The sequence below is a fragment of the Blautia sp. OM07-19 genome (assembly GCF_003481595.1).
Lineage (GTDB): Bacteria > Bacillota > Clostridia > Lachnospirales > Lachnospiraceae > Blautia_A > Blautia_A intestinihominis.
On sequence record NZ_QULA01000042.1, the window covers coordinates 1619 to 24591 of the forward strand.

Here is a 22973-nt window from a genome sequence, read left to right on the forward strand (position 1 = left end):
TTTTAATCCTCAACTTCCTGAAAAAGTAACACTCAAAAGTAAGTAGGTAATCATCCGTATCCAATACCGGAAGTTAACAAATTAATGAAATTTCTGCTAATGAGTTGACGAAATGATAACGAAATTAAACTTGCTGTATTTCGCATACAAAGGTATAATAGAACCAGAACTAAACTGGGAGGTGCGTAATGAATTATCTATCCTGTGCAGATGCTGCAAAAGCAATGGGAATTACAGTTCGAAGAATTCAGCAAATGTGTAAAAGCGGAGAAATTCCTGGTGTATTTAAAGAAGGACGTAGCTGGCTGATTCCTGAGAATTCAGTTTTACTGGAGGAAGGTGAAAAGAAAAAGCCCCTGCCAATCGGTGTCTCTGATTTTAAAGTTGCAACGACTAATTACTACTATGTAGATAAGACCTTGCTGATTCGTGACTTTCTGGATACGAAGCCGCTGGTATCTTTATTTACTCGTCCGCGTCGGTTTGGTAAGACATTGAATATGGATATGTTTCGTGCTTTTTTTGAAAAAACACAGGAGAATACTTCTATTTATTTTAGGGATAAGAAGATATGGCAGTGTGGAAATAATTATACTCGGCATCAGGGGCAGTACCCGGTTATCTTTTTGACATTTAAGGATGTGAAATGTCGGACATGGGAAGATACCTTTCAAAAAATCGGAAGGCTGATTTCACTTGAATTTATCCGGCATAGGGAACTGGAAACAAGTTTGGTATTAAGTTCTTATGAAAAAGAGCAATATCATCGACTTGCGAGTGAGAATGCAAATGAAGTGGATTATCAGATGGGGCTTCAGCTTCTGTCAATGCTGCTGCATAAGCATTATAGTAAAGAATGCATTATTATTATTGATGAGTATGATACGCCGATTCAGCAGGGACACAGCTGCAATTTTTATTCGGAAATTGTGAATTTCATGCGTAACTTTTTTTCGGGTGGTCTGAAGGATAATCCGCATTTGGCCTTTGGATTCCTTACAGGAATTCTGCGCGTGGCTAAGGAAAGTATCTTCAGCGGTATGAATAACCTTAAGATAAATTCAATTCTGGATGAAAGCTATAGCGAGTATTTTGGTTTTACAAAAGAAGAAGTAAAAGACATGCTGTGCTATTATGGGAAGAAAGATAAATTTCAGGAAATTTGCGAATGGTATGACGGGTATCGATTTGGCAATACCGAAATTTTTAATCCATGGTCAGTGATTAACTATATTTCGGACAATTGTTTCCCAAAGGCGTTCTGGCAATCTACCGGGAATAATGAAATTATTGGAGAAATCATTGCAACAGCTACGCCAGAGATCACAGAAGGACTTTATAAACTGCTCTGTGGTGAGAAGATAACAACGTATGTAGACACCAGTGTAATCTATCCGGAGGTACAGAATAACCCGTATAGTATTTATAGTTTTTTGCTTGTCGCCGGATATTTAAAAGTTTCGGCTGTCTATCCGCAAAATGATGGAAACTTTATGTGTGACGTTGCAATACCTAATAAAGAAATTGCTTTTGTTTATGAGAAAGAAATTTTGAATCGGACAAATCAGAACGGTGTTTCTGTTTCCATCAGTCAGGCTGTTTTTTCAGGAAATGCACAAAAACTGCAGGATTTGCTGGAAGATTTTATGCTACGAAGTATTTCTTCAATGGATGGAGCAAATGAGGGCTTTTATCATGGTATGATGTTGGGATTGTGTGCTGTTCTTGGAAATCGCTACCGGATACGTTCTAACCGTGAAGCTGGACTTGGTCGTTTTGATATTCAACTGTCTCCATTGGTATCTGGAATTCCAGGCTTCCTTTTTGAATTTAAGCACACCAAAGATGAGCGTGTAAATCTGGCAGTTTTGGCAGACAGTGCGCTTCAACAAATTAATGAGAAAAAGTATGATACGGGACTGCGTAATGCAGGTGTTAATTCTATCATTAAAATCGGCATTGCGTTTCGAGGAAAGAATGCGGTAGTTAAACGAGGGTAGATGACATTACCTCTGAACAGCAACTATACATGCTTTACCAGAAAAATAAGTTGCTGATTAAGTATTACTTATAATATAATGAATTAAACTATAGCAAAGTACACTGGGAGGTGATAATATGCCGTTACTGAAAGAAGAAACCTATACCATAGATGATATATATGCTCTGCCAGAAGGTGAAAGAGCAGAACTGATTGATGGTCATATGTATATGATGGCTCCACCGAGCAGAAAACATCAGCGTATTTCAACAAGGCTTGTCAGTATTATTGACCGTTATATCGAAGAACATAAAGGAAAATACCAGGTCTATGCGGCTCCATTTGCGGTTTATCTGGATGAAAGAAGTAATACTTATGTAGAACCAGATATTTCTGTGATTTGTGATTCTAATAAACTTGATGATAGCGGATGCAAAGGTGCGCCTGACTGGGTTATTGAAATTGTGTCACCTGCAAGTAAGCAGATGGATTATTATACAAAGCTATTTAAGTATAGAACAGCAGGTATTCGTGAATACTGGATTGTTGATCCATCTAAGAATCTGGTTGTAGTATACAACTTTGAATTAGGCGAGACAGAGCAGTATACCCTACAGGACTCTATTAAAGTAGGAATATATGATGAGCTTGTGATTGATTTTGGAAGTATAGAACTGTAGAAGGTGCGATTAACTTTCTGACCAAAATCCAAAAAGAATGGATGGAACGCCGGATCAAAAAGCAGATTTCAGCAAAAAGATGCGGCTTCATTCTTATCAGGGAGGATACTCTGCCAATGTATTTACTGGCGTTTAAAAGATGCCAGTAAAAAAATAACACAGTGCTTTAATGAAGTAAAGCGCAAAAGCGTAGTATATTATTTGAAAGAAGGCGAGATATAAAGAAAAAAGAATTTTTAATAATACTGCTAGAAAAATAGCAACATATGTCGAAAGAACGAAAGGGTAGTTTGTTATAACAAATCACAAAATGCTTAGAAAATATGGTAAAATTTATTAGGAAAGTACCAAATTCAAGGTAGACAATATAGAGTGTATCTGTTTGCTGTTATATAAGGATGAATAATTCGATATAACGAATAAAAATGCAAGAAAAATAAATTTTTTTAAATTCCCGCGTGATTTTTCGCGATTTCCCTCGTATTTATTATAGAGGCTTTTTTATGCTTCTTAATGATACAGGAGAGGAAGGGAAATCAATTGAGCGAAAAGAAGATTCCACAAAAACACACAGAAAAAAGATCGGGAAGATACAATCCGGAGGAAAAGAGCAAGGAACTGATCCAGAATGTTGATAAGATCTGTAAGATGAGAGGAATTTCAAGGTATACTCTGGCGAAAGGGGCAGATATATCAACTTCAACAATTCATTCACTTCTGGCGGGCAAGACAAAGCCATATATGTATACGGTGTACAAACTGTGCAATGCACTGGATATTCCTATTTCAGATTTACTGATAGAACCATGTGATGAAACCATAGAAAATATAAGCAAAGAAGAACAGGAATTGCTGATGCTCTACAGAAAATGTACACCATCCAAGCGGCATTTGCTGAAAGTTTACCTGCAGATGTTAACTCAGTTTCAGGAGAAGTTCTGACAGGAAAATCTTCAACAGCACATGCATAAAATGCAATCAAAACGGTTAATAATGTAAAAATGATTGAATTATCGCCTGTTGTATGTTATCATAGAGCAAAAACTGAATTTATCAATGCAAAAGTGAAATGAAAAAGAGGAGATATATTTATGTGTGGAATTGTAGGGTTTACAGGTAATCATCAGGCGGCGCCGATTCTGTTAGATGGTCTTTCTAAACTGGAATATCGTGGTTATGATTCAGCAGGAATTGCTGTGCGTGATGGTGAAGGTGAGACCACAGTTATTAAGGCAAAGGGACGTCTGAGGGGACTTGCTGAGAAGACAAATGGCGGTGAGGCTGTTCCGGGTACCTGCGGTATTGGTCATACACGTTGGGCAACTCATGGAGAACCTTCTGAGAACAATGCACATCCGCATGTCAGCGATGATGGAAATATCGTTGCCGTACATAACGGAATCATTGAGAATTACCAGGAACTGAAGGATAAACTGACACGTAAAGGATATACATTCTATTCAGAGACAGATACAGAAGTAGCCGTGAAACTGATTGACTACTACTATAAGAAATATGAGGGAACTCCGGTAGATGCAATCAATCATTCTATGGTCCGTATCCGTGGATCTTATGCACTTGCTATCATGTTCCGTGATTATCCGGAAGAAATTTATGTCGCAAGAAAGGACAGCCCGATGATCCTTGGTGTGGAGGATGGAGAAGCTTATATTGCTTCTGATGTTCCGGCTATCCTGAAATATACCAGAAATGTTTATTATATCGGCAATATGGAGATGGCCCGTGTACGTAAGGGTGAGATTACTTTCTACAACCTTGATGGGGAAGAAATCGAGAAGAAGATGAAAGTGATCGACTGGGATGCAGAAGCAGCAGAAAAAGCTGGATTCGAGCATTTCATGATGAAAGAGATCCATGAGCAGCCAAAAGTTGTACAGGATACACTGAACTCTGTTCTGAAGGATGGCAGGATCGATCTGGCAGAAGTCGGTCTGGCAGAGGATGAGATCAAAGATATTTCCCAGATTTATATCGTTGCCTGTGGCTCTGCGTATCATGTAGGAATGGCTGCACAGTATGTGATCGAAGATATGGCAAGAATTCCGGTTCGTGTGGAACTTGCGTCTGAATTCCGTTATCGTAATCCGATTCTGGATCCTCATGCACTGGCGATCGTGATCAGCCAGTCCGGAGAGACCGCAGACAGCCTTGCAGCACTGAGACTGTGTAAGGATCATGGAATCAGAACGCTTGCGATCGTAAATGTTGTGGGATCTTCTATTGCCCGTGAAGCAGATAATGTATTCTATACACTTGCGGGACCGGAAATTTCTGTTGCGACAACCAAAGCTTACAGTACACAGATGATGGCATCTTATGTACTGGCAATCCAGTTCGCGCTGGTAAGAGAGCAGATCACAGAGGAGCAGTACACAGGATACATCAAAGAACTTCAGACTCTTCCGGAGAAAATCCAGAGAATCATTGATGACAAGGAGCGCATTCAGTGGTTTGCGTCCAAGCAGGCAAACGCACATGATACTTTCTTCGTAGGTCGTGGAATCGACTATGCAATCAGCATGGAAGGCAGCCTCAAGATGAAAGAAGTAAGCTACATCCATTCAGAGGCATATGCTGCAGGTGAGCTGAAACACGGAACGATTTCTCTGATCGAGGATGGAACACTGGTGATCGGTGTCCTCACTCAGCCGGATCTTTATGAAAAAACAGTCAGCAATATGGTAGAATGCAAGAGCCGTGGAGCATATCTGATGGGAATGACTACTTTTGGAAACTATAACATCGAAGATACTGCAGATTTCACTGTTTATATTCCAAAGACAGATCCATACTTTGCAACTTCTCTTGCTGTGATCCCGTTACAGCTTCTGGGATACTATGTAAGTGTTGCAAAGGGTCTTGATGTAGATAAGCCGAGAAACCTTGCCAAGAGTGTTACAGTAGAATAATAGTAAAAAGAAAAACAGAGGGTACAATAGTCACAAATGGCTGTTATACCCTCGATTTTTTATATTCATGACCCGGAATGCTTCTCCATCCACCGTCTGATATAATCCATCTGTTCCTGATCGGAAATTTTCTGGGATGCGGGATCGTTCCCGGCGGCGAGGCAGCAGAAGAGTACGAGCGCCTGCAGCAGAAAAAAGAGTACAAGAAAGAGTATCAGCATAAAAAAGCCTCCTTTTATTTCCTATGGCTTTCAGTATTGGCATTTTTTCGAAAGTTATACATGGAATTGGGAGAAATGCTTTATTGCGAAGCAATCCACAGATATCCGGAATACACTAAAATAAGCCCATTTATAAGGAGTATATTCATGAAGCAGTCAGCTTATACCGGAAAAGGGGTTGGTGTGGCACTTTTTGATACGGGAATTTATCCTCATATGGATTTTGGTGATCGTATTTATGCTTTTGCAGATTTTATATCATACAGGAAATTACCTTACGATGATAATGGTCATGGAACGTGTGTGGCGGGGATCTTAGGAGGCAGCGGAGCGGCTTCTATGGGAAAGTACAAAGGGATGGCACCGGGATGTTCGCTGATCGGGCTTAAGGTGCTGGATCGTTTTGGAAACGGCAATAAGGAGGATATCCTGGCGGCGTTTCAGTGGCTTATGAACCATCGGGAGGAGTACAGGATCCGAGTGGTGAATATTTCTGTCGGCACGACATATCGTACCAGGAATGACAAGGATGTTCTGGTGCGCGGCGTGGAACAGCTCTGGGATCAGGGACTGGTGGTCGTTGCGGCAGCGGGAAACCAGGGACCGGAGCCGGGCAGTATCACTGCTCCGGGGTGCAGCAAAAAGGTGATCACGGTGGGTTCCAGCGATATGCTTATGGGAAAAGAGGGAATCTCCGGGCGAGGGCCGACGTTTGAGTGTGTCTGTAAACCGGATCTGGTGGCACCGGGACGCCGGATCATGTCGTGTGCGGCCGGGGCGGGAAATACGTATGGAATGAAAAGCGGTACGTCGATGTCCACGCCAATGATCTCCGGGGCGGCGGCACTTGCACTGGAAAAAGATCCCATGCTCACCAACGTAGATATCAAGATGATGCTCCGCGACAGCGCAGACGACCTCGGTCTTCCGAAAAATCAGCAGGGATGGGGAAAATTTAACTGTAAAAAGTTCCTTTCGCTGTGATTTTCAGGAAAATTCACAGAATTTACTTTGGTAAAGCCTGAAAGTATTGACGGGAATGATTTTTTTCGTTACAATGGAACAAATCGTTGCTGTAAATAGCGACAGCAAACCAGTGATATGCAGAGAGGAGAACATTATGAAAAAAATTCAGATGACAACGCCATTAGTCGAAATGGACGGAGATGAGATGACCAGAATTCTCTGGAAGATGATCAAGGACGAATTATTACTTCCGTATATTGATCTGAATACAGAATACTATGACCTTGGTCTTGCACACCGCAATGATACCGATGACCAGGTAACCATCGATGCAGCAGAAGCAACCAAGAAATATGGTGTTGCAGTTAAATGTGCGACCATCACTCCAAACCACGCACGTATGGAAGAATACGACCTCAAGAAAATGTACAAGAGCCCGAACGGAACAATCCGTGCGATTCTGGACGGAACTGTATTCCGTGCCCCGATCGTAGTAAAGGGAATCGAGCCATGCGTACGCAACTGGAAGAAACCGATCACTCTTGCACGTCACGCATATGGGGACATTTACAAGAACACAGAGATGTACGTTGACAAACCGGGTAAAGTAGAGCTTGTCTATACTTCCGAGGATGGAGAAGAGAAACGTGCTCTGGTACAGGAATTCAAGGCTCCGGGAGTTGCCATGGGTATGCACAACATGGAAGCTTCTATTGAGAGTTTTGCAAGAAGCTGCTTCAACTATGCACTGGATACCAAGCAGGATGTATGGTTTGGCGCGAAGGATACCATTTCCAAGACTTACGATGCCAAATTTAAACAGGTCTTCCAGACAGTATTTGACAATGAGTTCAAGGAGAAATTCGAGGAAGCAGGTCTTACTTACTTCTACAGCCTGATCGATGATATCGTAGCCCGTGTCATGAAAGCAGAGGGTGGATTTATCTGGGCATGCAAGAACTACGATGGAGATGTTATGAGTGATATGGTATCTTCTGCATTTGGTTCTCTTGCGATGATGACATCTGTTCTTGTTTCTCCGAACGGATACTATGAGTATGAAGCTGCTCACGGAACGGTACAGAGACATTATTATCGTCATCTGGAGGGCGGCGAGACTTCCACAAACTCCGTTGCAACCATCTTTGCATGGACAGGAGCACTACGCAAACGTGGGGAACTCGATGGAAATCAGGAACTTGCACAGTTCGCAGACAAACTGGAAGAAGCAACTCTTTCCACCATCGAATCCGGAAAGATGACCAAAGACCTGGCACTGATCACCAGCATTGAGAATCCGACCGTACTGAACAGCGAGCAGTTTATCCTTGCGATCAGAGAGACTCTGGATACATTACTTTAATTTAAAAATACATCAAAAAATAAAAATGGGAAACCCAAGGCATTACGCCAGGGTTTCCCATTTTTCGTAGAGTTCTTCAAGTTCTTGTTGGATTTTGTCTTTTTCGCGGCTGAGTTCTGCACAGCGTCCGACGTTGGTGCAGACATCCGGGAGAACCAGTGTTTCATCGATTTCTTTATCGCGGGTTTCGAGTTCTTCGATCCGCGCTTCTGTTTTCTTAAGTTCTGCTTCCTGCTTACGCTTACGTGCCTGTTCTTCTTTCTGCTGCTGCCAGGTGAGCTTTCCTTCAGATGCTGTGGCTGGTGCGGTTTCCTGCACAGTTACAGTTTCCTGCTGCACCGGAGCGTATTTCTCAGTGAGTTCTTCTTTTTTCTCAAGGTAGTAATCGTAATCACCGATATAGTTGACAACGGCCTGATTGGTCAGTTCCAGGATCCTGGTCGCGGTCTGGTTGATGAAATATCGGTCATGAGAAACATAAAAGACCGTACCGGTGTAACTGTTCAGCGCTTCTTCGAGGATTTCTTTGGAAGCGATATCAAGGTGGTTGGTCGGCTCATCGAGGATCAGGAAGTTTGCCTCGGAGAGCATCAGCTTCGCGAGGGAAACACGGCCGCGCTCACCACCGGAGAGAGAGGAGATCACTTTGAAAACATCATCACCGGTAAAGAGGAAGGCGGCGAGCATGTTTCGAATCTCTGTCTCGGTAAGTGTCGGGTAAGTATCGGAAATTTCCTCAAAGATCGTCTTCTCCGCGTGGAGTACATGGTGTTCCTGGTCATAATATCCGATCTGAACCTTGGAGCCCAGGGAAAAAGTTCCTGAGTCTGCCGGGATAAGATCGTTGAGGATCTTGAGCATGGTCGTCTTGCCGGTACCGTTGTTTCCGATCAGAGCAACGCGCTCACCACGCTTGATCTGGAAAGAGATATCGGTAAAAAGTGTCTGCTCCGGAAAGCTCTTGGAAAGTTCTTCTACCGTGAGAACATCGTTTCCACTGACAACTCTCGGTTCCAGAGAAAGCCGCATCTGGCTCTGGACCTCGGTCGGTTTCTCGATCCGCTGGATCTTACCGAGCATTTTTTCACGGCTTTCTGCGCGGCGGATGGATTTCTCACGGTTGAAGGATTTCAGCTTGACGATGACGGCTTCCTGATGCTTGATGTCTCTCTGCTGGTTAAGGTAAGCCTTGTACTGTGCGTCACGAAGCTGTGCTTTCTTTTCGGCGTAAGCGGAGTAATTGCCACTGTACATGCGGACCTGGGCGGCATCGATCTCAATGACCTTCGTTACAACTTTATCAAGGAAATAACGGTCATGGGAGACGATAAATACAGCACCCGGATAATTCAGAAGATAAGTTTCCAGCCAGGAAATACTCTCCATGTCGAGGTGGTTGGTCGGCTCATCGAGGAGAAGAATGTCCGGCTTGGAGATCAGGAGTTTACCAAGAGCGACACGGGTCTTCTGTCCACCGGAGAGGGTTTCGACCTGTTTGGCAAAATCTTCGTCCGTAAAGCCAAGACCCTTGAGGACACCCATTAGCTCGCTCTTGTAGGCATAGCCGTTTTCCAGCTCAAATTCGTGGGTCAGGCGGGTGTAGGTGTTCATCAGACGGTCAAGTTCCTCGCCGGAAGCGTTTTTCATCTGGACTTCGATCGCACGCATGCGGTCTTCCATGTCGATGATGTACTGCTTGGTTGTGAGCAGTTCCTCATAGACGGTGCGGTGTCCGCTGACATCCTGATACTGTGCGAGATAACCGATCTTCTTGTCCTTCATCAGAACGACCTGACCGGAATCCGCAGAAATTTCATTCATTATAATACGGAGAAGGGTTGTCTTACCTGCTCCGTTGTTGCCGATGAGAGCGGCTTTTTCACGCTCTTCTATATGAAATGAGGCATCGTTCAAAATGACTTTTTCGCCAAAAGATTTGCTGATGCCCTGACACGATAAAATCATAAATATTCCTCCAAAGTCAATATACGCTATGATTATAAGGTTAAATGATGGCTTTGTAAAGGAAATTTCCTCAAAAATTGTATAGATTTGACAACATTGATTGACAATAAAATAACATTTCGGTATAATTAACAGGAAAGTATAAGGAGGGGACAACGGTGGAAGCAAAACAGATATCAAAAGCTGTAATTAAGAGACTGCCCCGGTATTATCGCTATCTTGGCGAGTTACTGGAAGACAATGTTGAACGTATATCTTCCAATGACCTTAGTAAGAAAATGCGTGTCACAGCATCGCAGATCCGCCAGGATTTGAATAATTTTGGAGGATTTGGGCAGCAGGGATACGGTTATAATGTGAAATATCTCTATACAGAAATCGGTAAGATCCTTGGACTGGATGAGGTACATCCGATGATCATCATCGGTGCCGGTAATCTTGGACAGGCACTTGCCAATTACGTTGACTTTGAAAAACGTGGTTTTAAGCTGGAAGGGATTTTTGATGTCAATCCGGTACTGGAGGGCATCGCGGTCCGTGGAATTGAGATCCAGATGATCAGTAATCTCCCATTCTTCCTCAGAGAGAAGAATATTGAGATTGCGATTCTCACATTGCCGAAGAACAAGGCGAAGGATATGGCAGATATCCTGATCGAGAATGGTATCAAGGCAATCTGGAATTTTGCACATATCGATCTGGAGACTCCGGAGGATGTCATTGTAGAGAACGTACATCTTTCTGAGAGTCTGATGACGTTATCTTACAATCTCAGTCAATATCGTCAGGAACACGTGGAAGAGCAGCAATCATAACATGAGGACAGCAAGAGGCTGTTACCCGGCTCCTTAATGAAGGCGGCTGCGTAACAGCTTTTTGCTTTGTATCGTATATCGAGGAGATATCAGATGAAACGAATTGTAGGCGGATCGGAAATGAAAGCACTGGATGGCTGCACCATTACCGGAATGGGAGTTCCGTCCTGTGTGCTGATGGAACGGGCGGCACTGGCTGTTGTGGATGCAATGGAAGGACATTTTGCGGAAATGTCACAGAAACAGCGGATCTTGTGCGTCTGCGGAGGCGGGAACAACGGCGGAGACGGAGTCGCAATCGCCAGGATCCTGCATCTGCATGGATATAACGCGGAAATCTATATGCTCGGAAATCCGGATCACCGCACAAAGGAAACACGCCGCCAGCTTAAGATCGCAGAGAATTATCAGGTCCCTCTGGTGAATAACCTGGCAGCAGGAGAATATACTACTATAGTAGATGCCATCTTCGGCGTTGGGCTTGACCGCTCGATCGAAGGAAAATACAGAGAAGTCATTCAGGCTTTGAACGAGGTTTCTGCATGGAAAGTGGCGGTAGATCTGCCGTCCGGGGTATGCAGCAACACGGGCAGAGAGCTTGGAATCGCATTTCGTGCGGATCTGACGGTGACGTTTGCATTCTGTAAAACAGGCTTGTGTTTTTATCCAGGCAAAAATTTTGCGGGAAAAATTGTTGTAGCAGATGTCGGCATCTACGAGAATCCGGATCTTCCGACACAGAAAGCGGCACTTGAGAAAAAAGATCTCCAGAAGCTTCCTCTGCGCGCCGCGAATGGGAACAAGGGTACGTTTGGCAAGGTTCTTGTCGTTGCCGGAAGCAAAGGAATGTGCGGGGCAGCGTATCTCTGTGCAGAGGGCGCCTTCGCTGCCGGAGCCGGGATGGTCAAGATCCTGACGGATGAGGAGAATCGCATTCCACTGCAGACGCTTCTTCCGGAGGCGATGTTTGCAGATGATGCTGGCGGCAACGAAGCATGGGTTAATGCAATGCACTGGTGCGACATTGTGGTGATCGGACCAGGACTTGGACAGTCTGAGAAAAGTGCACGGAAAACAGAATTTTATCTTGCCCATGCGCAGAGAATGGGGAAACCTGTGATCATGGATGCGGATGGACTGAACCTGCTCTCGAAACATCCGGAGTGGAAGAAATATCTTCAGCACAGCCAGGTGATCTGTACGCCGCATCTTGGCGAGACGAGTCGGCTGAGTGAAAATTTTATGACTTCTAAAAATAGCGGATTGTTTTCAGAAGCAGCGGATCGGGCACTCTCCATACCGGAAATTCAGCAAAATCTCATTTGGACAGCATCGAATTTTGCAAGGGAAAATGGCGTGGTCTGTGTGCTCAAAGATGCAGTGACTGTTGTTGCAGATCCGAAGAGGGATTTTTGCTGGATCAATCAAAGCGGGAATCCAGGAATGGCGACTGCGGGAAGCGGGGATGTCCTGTCGGGGATCCTGGCAGGGGTTCTGTGTGCATTCCGTTCAGATCCGGAGAATACGGTGGATCTGGCAAAGCAGGCGGCTTTTGGCGTATTCCTTCACGGGCTGGCAGGAGATAAGGCTGTCGAGGAAAAAGGCACTTACGGAATGAAAGCCGGAGACATTGCGCGGGCAGCGGCGAAAGTTCTTAAAGACAGAGAAACTATGCAGGAACTCTGATAAGTTTCAAAAATCCAGATAAAAATAATTGCATTACGCAGTAAGGAGATAAAGATCATGAAAAAATTCGAAAGAGTAAAGGCCGTCGTATCCCTGGATGCGATCGCACATAACTTTGCAGAGATGAAGAAAAACATTGCCAAGGGTACCAAGATCGTTGCTGTCATCAAGGCAGACGGATATGGACATGGCGCAGAGGCGATCGCACGTCTGATCGAAGACTATGACTATATCTGGGGATTTGCAGTTGCGACACCGGAGGAAGCATTGCAGCTTCGTACCTTTGGTGTGAAAAAACCGATTCTGATCCTTGGAATCGTTTTTGAAGAATATTTCACACAAATGATCGCAAAGGAGATCCGTTTAACTGTCTGCACCTATGAGATGGCACAGAAACTTTCAGAAGAAGCGCAGCGTCAGGGAAGAGATGTACATATCCATATCGGTCTTGATACCGGTATGAGCCGTATTGGATTTGCAGACAGACAGGAAAGTGTCGAAGAGATCAAAAAGATCTCCCAGCTTCCAAATCTGAAGATCGAGGGAATGTTCACTCATTTTGCAAGAGCAGACGAGACAGACAGAAGCCCGGCGATCGACCAGCTTAACCGTTATCTGAATTTTGCAAAACTTCTGGAGGATGCAGGCATTCAGATCCCGATGAAGCACTGCTCTAACAGCGCAGGGATCATCCGTGTGCCGGAGGCAAACTTAAATGCAGTCCGTGCGGGTATTACGATCTATGGAATCTATCCTTCCAATGAAGTGGAGAGAGATATCGTGAAACTGATCCCGGCAATGGAACTCAAGAGCCATATTTCTTACATCAAAACCGTGGAACCGGGAGCGGCGTTCAGCTATGGCGGAACGTTTACTGCCAAGAAAGAAATGAAAGTCGCAACGATCCCGGTGGGATACGCAGACGGCTATCCGCGTTCTCTTTCCAATAAGGGATGGGTTCTGATCCACGGCAAAAAGGCACCGATCCTTGGAAGAGTCTGCATGGATCAGTTCATGGTAGATATCACAAAGATCCCGGACGCAAAGGCCGGAGATGAAGTGACTCTGATCGGAAAAGACGGCAAGGAGTTCATAAGCATTGAGAAGTTTGGTGATCTTTCCGGACGTTTTTCCTATGAATTTGCCTGTGATATCAGCAAACGAGTGCCGAGAGTCTACATCAAAGACGGCAAAGAATGGGGAGAGCTGACCTTCTTTAACTAGATAACAGCGTAAAATACCACACATGTATACACGAGAAAAAAATGGAAATACTAATTTCTGAGAAAAAGAATGGAGCTGTCATAAACAGACAGTAACAGAAGAATCGGAGCGTGAATTGTGTGGTAATTAAAAGAGGGGATATCTTTTATGCAGATCTGCGGCCTGTGGTCGGAAGCGAGCAGGGCGGGATCCGTCCGGTGCTGATCATTCAGAATGATGTCGGCAACCGGCACAGCCCGACTGTGATCTGTGCAGCAATTACATCAAAGATGAACAAGGCGAAGCTGCCGACACATATAGAGATCGATGCGTCTGCGTATGGCATTGAGAGGGATTCGGTGATCCTTCTGGAACAACTGCGGACGATCGACAAGCGGAGACTCAAGGATAAAGTCTGTCATCTTGACCAGGCGATGCTTGATAAGGTGAACCATGCGCTGGAAATCAGCCTGGAGCTTACTTTTTGAGCAGTTATTCTTGACGAATCCGAAGGAAAGTGCTATATTTTATCAGTAATTATGCAGGTTTACCGGCTTTTTAGCAGGGTTTACAAAAAGATAAGAAACAAAAGGAGAACGAGAGAAATGTCAGGACATTCAAAATTTGCGAACATCAAGCATAAAAAAGAAAAAAATGATGCCAAAAAAGGTAAGATCTTTACCGTGATCGGTCGTGAAATCGTTATGGCAGTCAAAGCTGGCGGTTCGGATCCGAACAACAACAGCAAACTTCGTGATGTTATCGCGAAAGCAAAAGCAAACAACATGCCGAACGATACGATCGACCGTGGTATCAAGAAGGCAGCAGGTGCTGATTCTGCTGACAACTACGAGCATGCTACTTATGAAGGTTATGGTCCGAACGGTGTTGCGATCATCGTTGAGACTCTGACTGACAACAAGAACCGTACAGCAAGTAACGTAAGAAACGCTTTCACCAAGGGATATGGAAGCATCGGAACACAGGGATGTGTATCCTTCATGTTCGACCAGAAAGGTCAGATCATCATCGACAAAGAAGAGTGCGAGATGGATGCTGACGATCTGATGATGACTGCACTGGATGCAGGCGCAGAGGATTTCAGCGAAGAAGAAGACAGCTACGAAGTACTTACCGCTCCGGATGATTTCAGCGCAGTAAGAGAAGCACTGGAGCAGGCTGGCGTACCGATGCTTGAGGCACAGGTTGCCATGGTTCCACAGACATACGTAGAGCTTACAGACGAGAAGGATATCAAGAACCTTCAGAAGACTCTGGACCTCCTCGATGAAGATGATGACGTCACAGATGTCTGGACAAACTGGGACGAATGATCTCGTACAACGTATAAAAATCCATATGTTTACACAGAATACCTCCATGAACAATCACATGGAGGTATTTTTATGTCCGAAAAAAATGACGAAAAACAGAAAGAGCTTGACCGGAGAGAGCAGGAGAATAAAGAGATCAAAGAGACCGGAGAGGTGACGCTGGATCAGAACAGGAGAAATCATAAGATTGAACTTCTGACGATCATCGGTGAGGTAGAAGGGCACGATGCGGCTCCTTCGCAGAGCAAGACGACCAAGTATGAACATGTGCTGCCAAAACTTGCGATGATCGAGGATGATGAGGAGATCGAGGGCCTTCTGATCCTTCTGAACACGGTCGGCGGTGATGTGGAGGCAGGACTTGCGATCGCGGAGATGATCGCGTCTTTAAGTGTTCCTACCGTTTCTCTTGTACTCGGAGGCGGGCATTCCATCGGAGTTCCGATGGCTGTATCTGCGGATTATTCTTTTGTCGTGCCGAGTGCGACGATGGTCATCCATCCGGTCCGTTCCAGCGGCATGTTCATCGGCATTGCCCAGACGTACCGTAATATGGAAAAGATCCAGGACCGTATCACCAGTTTTATTGCTTCACATTCCAGAGCGTCACAGCGACGTCTCGAAGAATTGATGCTGGATACCAGTCAGCTTGTAAAAGATGTCGGAACGCTTCTGGAAGGGGAGGAAGCTGTAAGGGAGGGCCTGATCGATGAAGTCGGCGGAATCCGCGAAGCACTTGGGAAATTGCATCAGATGATAGAAGAAAAAAGAGGCTTAAAAGGGCTTTTTTTGTAAAAATACTATGAAAAAGCATGCATATTTAGTATGTTTTTGAATATTCCCCTTGTAACAGAAGCAATTTTAGCGTATTATTAATAGAGGATTGAATGAATATACGCTAGGAGGGGAACAATGTATAAGATTTTAAAAGCCGAAACACTGGCAGCCAAGATCCATCTCATGGTCGTACATGCACCGCGTGTAGCAAGCCATTGTCAGCCAGGACAGTTCATTATTGTTAAGATGGACGAGAAGGGTGAGAGAATTCCACTTACCATCTGCGATTACGATCGCGAAGAAGGAACTATTACCATCGTGTTCCAGGAAGTCGGAGCATCCACAATCAAGATGTCCGAATTAAAAGCAGGAGATTCTTTCCGTGACTTCGTAGGACCTCTGGGATGTCCTTCTGAGTTCGTTCATGAAGACATCGAAGAACTCAAGAAGAAAAAAATGGTATTCGTTGCCGGAGGTGTTGGTACAGCACCTGTTTACCCACAGGTAAAATGGCTCCATGAGCACGGAATCACCGCAGATGTGATCCTTGGCTCCAAGACTAAGGACATGGTGATCCTTGAGAAAGAACTTGCGGCTGTTTCCAACCTTTATGTTACAACAGACGACGGATCTTACGGCCGTTCCGGTATGGTAACCAAGACTCTCGAAGACCTTGTTACAAATGAAGGTAAGAGCTATGATGTCTGTGTTGCGATCGGACCGATGATCATGATGAAATTCGTCTGTCTCCTTACCAAGAAGCTTGGTATCCATACCATTGTCAGCATGAACCCGATCATGGTTGACGGAACAGGTATGTGCGGTGCCTGCCGTCTTCAGGTTGGCGATGAGATCAAATTTGCCTGCGTAGACGGACCGGAATTCGACGGACATCTCGTTGATTTCGATCAGGCTATGAAGAGAAGCCAGATGTACAAGACCGAAGAGGGACGTGCATTACTGAAGCTTCAGGAAGGCGATACCCATCACGGCGGATGCGGACAGTGCGGAGGTGACAAGTAATGGCAGATGCAAAAATGTTAAATAAAGTTCCTGTAAGAGAGCAGGATCCGAAGGTACGTGCAACAAACTTTGAAGAAGTTTGTCTTGGATACAATCAGGAAGAAGCAGTAGAAGAAGCACAGAGATGTTTAGGCTGCAAGAAACCGAAATGTGTAGAGGGATGTCCGGTATCCATCAACATTCCAGGATTCATCGAGCAGATCAAAGAAGGCAACATCGAAGAAGCATACAAGGTGATCGGATTATCTTCCGCTCTTCCGGCTATCTGCGGTCGTGTATGTCCACAGGAATCCCAGTGTGAGGGACAGTGTATCCGCGGTAAGAAGGGCGAGGCTGTTTCCATCGGTAAACTGGAGAGATTCGTTGCTGACTACGCTCTGGAGCATGACATCAAACCAGCTGGAGCAGAAGTTAAGAATGGACACAAAGTTGCAGTTATCGGTTCCGGTCCGTCCGGACTTACCTGTGCAGGAGATCTTGCAAAAGCAGGTTATGATGTAACTGTATTCGAGGCTCTTCATGAGCTCGGCGGCGTTCTTGTTTATGGTATCCCGGAATTCCGTCTTCCAAAACAGAAAGTCGTTAAGAAAGAAATCGAAAAAGTCAAAGAACTTGGCGTTAAATTCGAAACAAACGTTGTCATCGGTAAATCCACAACCATCGACCAGCTGATCGAGGACGAAGGATTTGAAGCTGTATTCATCGGCTCCGGTGCAGGTCTTCCGATGTTCATGGGAATCCCGGGAGAGAACGCAAGCGGCGTATTCTCCGCAAACGAATACCTGACAAGAAGCAACCTGATGAAAGCATTCGATGATTCTTATGATACACCGATCGCAGCAGGCAAGAAAGTTGCCGTTGTCGGCGGTGGTAACGTAGCAATGGATGCTGCAAGAACAGCTCTGAGACTTGGTGCAGAAGTACATATCGTATACAGAAGAAGTGAAGCAGAGCTTCCTGCACGAGCAGAGGAAGTTCATCACGCTAAGGAAGAGGGAATTATCTTTGATCTTCTTACCAATCCGAAGGAAATCCTTGTTGATGAGAGCGGACATGTAAACGGTATGAAGGTTGTCAAGATGGAACTCGGCGAGCCGGATGCTTCCGGAAGACGTCGTCCTGTAGAAATCCCAGGATCTGAGTATGACATGGATGTAGATACTGTTATCATGTCACTTGGTACTTCCCCGAACCCGCTGATCTCTTCTACAACCAAGGGACTTGAGATCAACAAGAGAAGATGTATCGTTGCTGAGGAAGAAACCGGTAAGACATCCAAAGACGGCGTATATGCCGGCGGTGATGCCGTTACAGGTGCAGCTACTGTTATCCTTGCCATGGGAGCAGGTAAAGCTGGAGCCAGAGGTATCGATGAATATCTCAAAAATAAATAATATTTAAATGCAGGAAATCCCGGTCAACTCCATGTTGAGCTGATCGGGATTTTTTTGTTTCACAAACAAATGTTTGGAAACTTGTAAGTTAAAAAAAAATATGTTATACTGACCAGTGTTGATGTGTCGCAACAGTAACAATAAGACACAGACTGTATGAAAAGAAAAGGAAAAGAGTATGACAGTTTTATATGTTATTTTATTAGCTATTGTACAGGGAATTACAGAGTTTCTTCCTGTAAGCAGTTTCGGACATCTCAGTATTCTTGAGAATTTTTTTGGAATGGATCATAATGCTGGTGTTTTGCTGGAAGCCATGCTGCATGTGGGTACTCTCGGTGCTGTGTTTATGACTTTTCAGAAGGATATCAGGCACATTCTTTACGAGATTCTGGACATGACCATGGATATCGTAGGAAATTTTCATTTGTATTTCTACAACAAAAGAACCGGCAAGCAGCTTCATTATGCCAGAATCATCAGCAATACATATCGTAAGTTTGTCGTGCTGCTTCTTGTTTCCATGATCCCGACGATGTTTCTGGGATATACGTCAAGGAGACTGGTTGTGCTGGTCGCAGATTCCACTCTGGTTTCAAGTGCAGGACTTCTGATCACAGGAATTGTCCTGCTTGTGATCGACCTCAGCCGGGCAGGCGGTACGAAGGCTGCCAAGGATGCAAGTCTTTCTAATGCAATGTGGATTGGAATCAGCCAGGGACTTTCTGTCTTTCCGGGACTTTCCAGAAGTGGTCTGACGATCAGTGCAGGACTGATGAGCGGGTTCAGCCGTACTTTTGCAGTGAAATATTCTTATATTTTATCTATTCCGGCAATTCTGGGATCACTGGTTATGGAACTGGGACAGTTTGGTTCGCCTGCTATGACAGTAGGGCTTGGTTTTACTTATGTACTCGGAATGGTTATTTCAGGTATTGTGGCATCTTTTGTGATCCGTTATTGTCTGAAGCTTGTTCAGAAAGGCAGATTTCGTGGATTTGCTATTTATTGTTTTGTGATCGGTTTTGTGACACTGATCATGAATTATGTGGTTACTATTCACAGGTAGTATTCCGCGAGGCGTTTTGCCATGAATATGGCAAAATCCCGAGACATACAGGGCAAAATGCCATCACCGAAGGTGATTTGGAATGCATTTTGACCAAGTTACTGTGAACGGAGTGAACAGTAACATTATATGCTTTAGGCAGCCGGGGCTTCAGACTTCGTGAAGCTATAGCTGTGAGTTGAAATAGTAGGAGGGTGCCCGAAATGGCAGCAAAGAAACAAAGTAACAGAAGAGGAACCACCAAGGCCACTTCCAGGAGAAAAACCGCCGGAAAGAAAGCAGCTGCAAAGAAAACGACTACAAAGAAGCAGGGAGTTACCAGTGGATTCCAGACAGAGATTATTCTCTGGATTTTCTTTGCGGCTTCAGTGATTCTGATCATCAGCAATCTTGGGATGGGAGGAACTGTTGGAGGCAGTATCAGTAAGGCATCTTTTGGAATTATGGGGCTTCTGGCATATCTTTTTCCGGTTTTGCTTTTTGGATGTGCAGTATTTCTTATATCCAACAGGAAAAATCTGCTTGCATATAAGAAAGTTCTGGCAGGAATTATATTCTGGATCTTCCTGTGCGGTCTGATCCAGCTTCTGACAGAGGGATATATGGCAGACACTACCTTTTCGGAATATTACAGAATTTCGTCCGAATACCATACGGGAGGCGGTGTGATCGGAGGCGCGATCTGTATTTCAACCACTTCCGCATTTGGTGTGGTTGGCGGATGTGTGATTATTCTGCTTGTATTGTTAATTACGATGATCCTGGTTACGCAGAAATCTTTCTTCGGATTTATCTTTCGCGTCTGGGACGGGATCTGTGAGCTGGCAAGAGGCGGTCACGAGCGTTATATGGAAGGACAGCCGGAAAGAGATCTCAGGAGAGAACTCCGCCAGCAGGAAAGGAAACTACGCAGGGAACAGAGACAGGCAGAGCGTATGAAAGCTCTGGAGGAAGCACTTACAGAAGAAACAGATGATGAGGACGAGCCTGAACAGAAATCAAGGAAACATGAATTCCTTGAGGGAACCAAACTGACACCGCCTGCGAAGCCGGAACTGACACCGCTTCCGGCAGAGGAGAAGCCACTTCCGCAGGAATCTGTCAAGACGGAGGAAAGCAGTCAGGGACAGCTGGAATTCAGGATTCAGAGAGCAGAAGCGGTCAGAGATTCTGAGGATGAGAATTCAGCTCCTGCTTTTCCGGATTTTTCCAGACAGGAAGCACCGATGGAGAAAGAAGAAATTCCTGCTGCATATCAGGATGAACCAGAAGAAGAAATTCCAGAAACCATAATACCGGAGATTCAGAGCGAACCGGTAGAAGAAACGCCAGATGAAGAAGAGGACGCATATCAGGAAGCTGACTGGCAGGAACAGCTTAAGAGAGAGGTTCGGCCGGAACATACGGCAGAGGTGCAGACAGCAGAACAGCCGGCCGCAGAATCTACGACATCTCAGAAAAAGAATCCGAAATCTTCTGAGCAGGAAATCCAGAGTGGTATTACCAATATTCGGAAAGAAATTACTTCCGCACCTTCAGAAATTCCAAAGGAATACCATTATCCACCGCTGAAACTTCTGAAACGTGGAGATGGCAAATCGCAGGGAGATTCTGATGCACATCTTCGCAAGACAGCTAAGAAACTACAGGAAACCCTGCACAACTTTGGCGTGAATGTCACAATCACAAATGTGAGCTGCGGTCCTACCGTAACCCGTTATGAATTACAGCCGGAGATGGGAGTCAAGGTAAGCAAGATCGTCAATCTCGCAGATGATATCAAACTGAATCTTGCGACTCCGGATATCCGTATCGAGGCTCCGATCCCGGGCAAGGCTGCTGTAGGGATCGAGGTCCCTAATAAGGAAAATCATGCGGTCATGCTCCGGGAGATCCTGCAGTCCCAGGAATTTCAGGGGGCGAAATCCAAACTGTCCTTTGCTGTAGGTAAGGATATTGCGGGCAAACCGGTAGTCACAGATATTGCCAAGATGCCGCACCTTCTGATCGCAGGTGCGACCGGTTCCGGTAAATCTGTATGTATCAATACACTGATCATCAGTATTCTGTACAAAGCATCGCCGGAGGAAGTCAAGCTTATCATGATCGACCCGAAGGTAGTTGAGTTAAGTGTCTATAATGGCATCCCGCATCTGTTCATCCCGGTCGTCACAGACCCAAAGAAAGCTGCAGGAGCACTCAACTGGGCAGTGTCCGAGATGATGAGTCGTTATAATACTTTTGCTGAGTACGGCGTTCGAAATCTGGGTGAATATAACCGCAAGATCAGTAACATGGCAGTTCCGGAGGGTGGAACCCCGCAGAAACCGATGCCGCAGATCGTGATCATCGTAGACGAGCTTGCGGACCTTATGATGGTCGCACCGGGAGAGGTAGAGGATGCGATCTGCCGTCTGGCACAGCTTGCACGTGCAGCAGGCATCCATCTGATCATTGCGACGCAGAGACCGTCTGTCAATGTCATCACAGGACTGATCAAGGCGAATATGCCGTCGAGGATTGCATTCTCTGTTTCCTCTGGCGTCGATTCACGAACGATCCTCGATATGAACGGTGCAGAGAAGCTGCTCGGAAAAGGTGATATGCTGTTTTATCCGCAGGGATATCAGAAACCGGCCAGACTGCAGGGGGCTTTTGTCTCCGATGAGGAAGTCAGCAGCATTGTGGAATTCCTTGCGGATAAGAATCCGAAGGTGACATATAATCCGCAGATCGAGCAGCAGGTAAATACGATCAGCCTCTCAGGCGGTTCTTCCGGTGGAAATGATGAGAATGATATCTACTTTGTGGATGCAGGCAAATTCATCATTGAGAAAGAAAGAGCTTCGATCGGTATGCTGCAGAGAATGTTCAAGATCGGCTTTAACAGGGCAGCAAGGATCATGGACCAGCTTTCTGATGCCGGCGTGGTCGGTCCGGAGGAAGGCACGAAGCCACGTAAGGTCCTGATGTCCATGGAAGAATTTGAAACTTATATAGAGGAACATAACGTATAATGGAAATCCGTATTTTAACAGTTGGTAAGATCAAAGAAAAATATCTGAATGGCGGCATTGCTGAGTATGCAAAGCGTTTAAGCCGTTACTGCAAACTGACATTCTGCCAGGTTCCGGATGAGAAGACACCGGATAAGGCTTCTGATGCATTGAACGAACAGATCAAGGCGACAGAGGCAGAGCGTCTGATGAAGCACATCCGTGACAATGACTATGTGATCGCGCTTGCGATCGACGGCAAAATGCTGGATTCTGTACAGCTGTCACAGAAGATCGGACAGCTTGGAGTAGAGGGAAAGAGTTCGATCGCGTTTGTGATCGGCGGTTCTCTGGGTCTTGGAGATAAAGTCCTTGACCGTGCTGATTTTAAACTGAGCTTTTCCAGGATGACTTTCCCTCATCAGTTGATGCAGATGATCCTTTTGGAGCAGATCTACCGGGGATACCGGATTCTGAACCATGAGCCTTATCATAAATAATTTTTTACAAGAAAAGGAGCTTCTTGTATAATTCAAATATAGGGAATTCCGAGAAAGAAGGTTGAGAAAA

Annotated in this window: 18 protein-coding genes; 17 read left to right on the top strand and 1 reads right to left on the bottom strand. The window is 45.1% G+C overall.

The features are described 5' to 3' along the window. Positions 1-188 precede the first annotated feature (188 nt). The 6 genes from DXC01_RS17885 to DXC01_RS17910 all read left to right on the top strand — a co-directional run bounded on the left by DXC01_RS17885 (position 189) and on the right by DXC01_RS17910 (position 8141). A complete protein-coding gene (locus DXC01_RS17885) occupies positions 189-2000 on the top strand; it encodes an AAA family ATPase (protein ID WP_118699517.1) in 1812 nt (603 codons plus the stop codon). 118 nt (positions 2001-2118) lie between these two features. After that, positions 2119-2661, top strand: coding sequence for a Uma2 family endonuclease (locus DXC01_RS17890; protein ID WP_118699518.1), 543 nt, complete (start codon positions 2119-2121; stop codon positions 2659-2661). 540 nt (positions 2662-3201) lie between these two features. Beyond that, positions 3202-3603: a helix-turn-helix domain-containing protein gene (locus DXC01_RS17895; RefSeq protein WP_158583651.1), complete on the top strand. Its 402-nt coding sequence runs from the start codon at positions 3202-3204 to the stop codon at positions 3601-3603. Positions 3604-3752: 149 nt separating this feature from the next. Then, on the top strand, positions 3753-5591 hold the full coding sequence (glmS, locus tag DXC01_RS17900) for a glutamine--fructose-6-phosphate transaminase (isomerizing) (protein ID WP_118699520.1): 1839 nt from the start codon (positions 3753-3755) through the stop codon (positions 5589-5591). Positions 5592-5959: 368 nt separating this feature from the next. Beyond that, complete coding sequence (locus DXC01_RS17905; protein WP_022215033.1) at positions 5960-6796, top strand: S8 family peptidase; 837 nt, start codon at positions 5960-5962, stop codon at positions 6794-6796. Positions 6797-6932: 136 nt separating this feature from the next. Beyond that, positions 6933-8141, top strand: a complete 1209-nt coding sequence (locus DXC01_RS17910) for an NADP-dependent isocitrate dehydrogenase (protein WP_118699521.1) — start codon at positions 6933-6935, stop codon at positions 8139-8141. Between the two features lie 42 nt (positions 8142-8183). Here the strand turns inward: DXC01_RS17910 and abc-f are convergent, their stop codons facing one another. Further along, on the bottom strand, positions 8184-10106 hold the full coding sequence (abc-f, locus tag DXC01_RS17915) for a ribosomal protection-like ABC-F family protein (protein ID WP_022215035.1): 1923 nt from the start codon (positions 10104-10106) through the stop codon (positions 8184-8186). 158 nt (positions 10107-10264) lie between these two features. On the opposite strand from abc-f, the gene DXC01_RS17920 reads away from it, so the two are divergent. From DXC01_RS17920 to rlmH, 11 genes are all read left to right on the top strand, one after another. After that, positions 10265-10921: a redox-sensing transcriptional repressor Rex gene (locus DXC01_RS17920; protein ID WP_022215036.1), complete on the top strand. Its 657-nt coding sequence runs from the start codon at positions 10265-10267 to the stop codon at positions 10919-10921. Positions 10922-11014: 93 nt separating this feature from the next. Beyond that, on the top strand, positions 11015-12607 hold the full coding sequence (locus DXC01_RS17925) for an NAD(P)H-hydrate dehydratase (RefSeq protein WP_118699522.1): 1593 nt from the start codon (positions 11015-11017) through the stop codon (positions 12605-12607). 57 nt (positions 12608-12664) lie between these two features. Continuing rightward, the gene (alr, locus tag DXC01_RS17930; protein WP_022215038.1) at positions 12665-13831 is read left to right on the top strand and encodes an alanine racemase; all 1167 of its coding nucleotides are present in this window, start codon (positions 12665-12667) and stop codon (positions 13829-13831) included. Positions 13832-13950: 119 nt separating this feature from the next. Next, positions 13951-14298 (top strand): type II toxin-antitoxin system PemK/MazF family toxin, encoded by a 348-nt coding sequence (locus DXC01_RS17935; RefSeq protein ID WP_022215039.1) that lies wholly within the window; start codon positions 13951-13953, stop codon positions 14296-14298. A 117-nt stretch (positions 14299-14415) separates the two neighbouring features. After that, positions 14416-15144 carry a YebC/PmpR family DNA-binding transcriptional regulator gene (locus tag DXC01_RS17940; RefSeq protein ID WP_022215040.1) on the top strand — a complete coding sequence of 243 codons (729 nt, stop codon included), beginning with the start codon at positions 14416-14418 and terminating at the stop codon, positions 15142-15144. 72 nt (positions 15145-15216) lie between these two features. After that, a complete protein-coding gene (locus tag DXC01_RS17945) occupies positions 15217-15939 on the top strand; it encodes a ClpP family protease (RefSeq protein ID WP_118699523.1) in 723 nt (240 codons plus the stop codon). Positions 15940-16056: 117 nt separating this feature from the next. Beyond that, positions 16057-16944 carry a sulfide/dihydroorotate dehydrogenase-like FAD/NAD-binding protein gene (locus DXC01_RS17950; protein WP_022215042.1) on the top strand — a complete coding sequence of 296 codons (888 nt, stop codon included), beginning with the start codon at positions 16057-16059 and terminating at the stop codon, positions 16942-16944. Then, complete coding sequence (gene gltA, locus DXC01_RS17955) at positions 16944-18338, top strand: NADPH-dependent glutamate synthase (RefSeq protein WP_022215043.1); 1395 nt, start codon at positions 16944-16946, stop codon at positions 18336-18338. The genes DXC01_RS17950 and gltA overlap by 1 nt, the downstream gene beginning before the upstream one ends. 178 nt (positions 18339-18516) lie before the next feature. Then, positions 18517-19407, top strand: a complete 891-nt coding sequence (locus tag DXC01_RS17965) for an undecaprenyl-diphosphate phosphatase (RefSeq protein ID WP_118252820.1) — start codon at positions 18517-18519, stop codon at positions 19405-19407. A gap of 203 nt (positions 19408-19610) precedes the next feature. Then, a complete protein-coding gene (locus DXC01_RS17970) occupies positions 19611-22424 on the top strand; it encodes an FtsK/SpoIIIE family DNA translocase (protein ID WP_118699525.1) in 2814 nt (937 codons plus the stop codon). Continuing rightward, positions 22424-22903 carry a 23S rRNA (pseudouridine(1915)-N(3))-methyltransferase RlmH gene (gene rlmH / locus DXC01_RS17975; protein WP_118699526.1) on the top strand — a complete coding sequence of 160 codons (480 nt, stop codon included), beginning with the start codon at positions 22424-22426 and terminating at the stop codon, positions 22901-22903. The genes DXC01_RS17970 and rlmH overlap by 1 nt, the downstream gene beginning before the upstream one ends. Positions 22904-22973 lie beyond the last annotated feature (70 nt).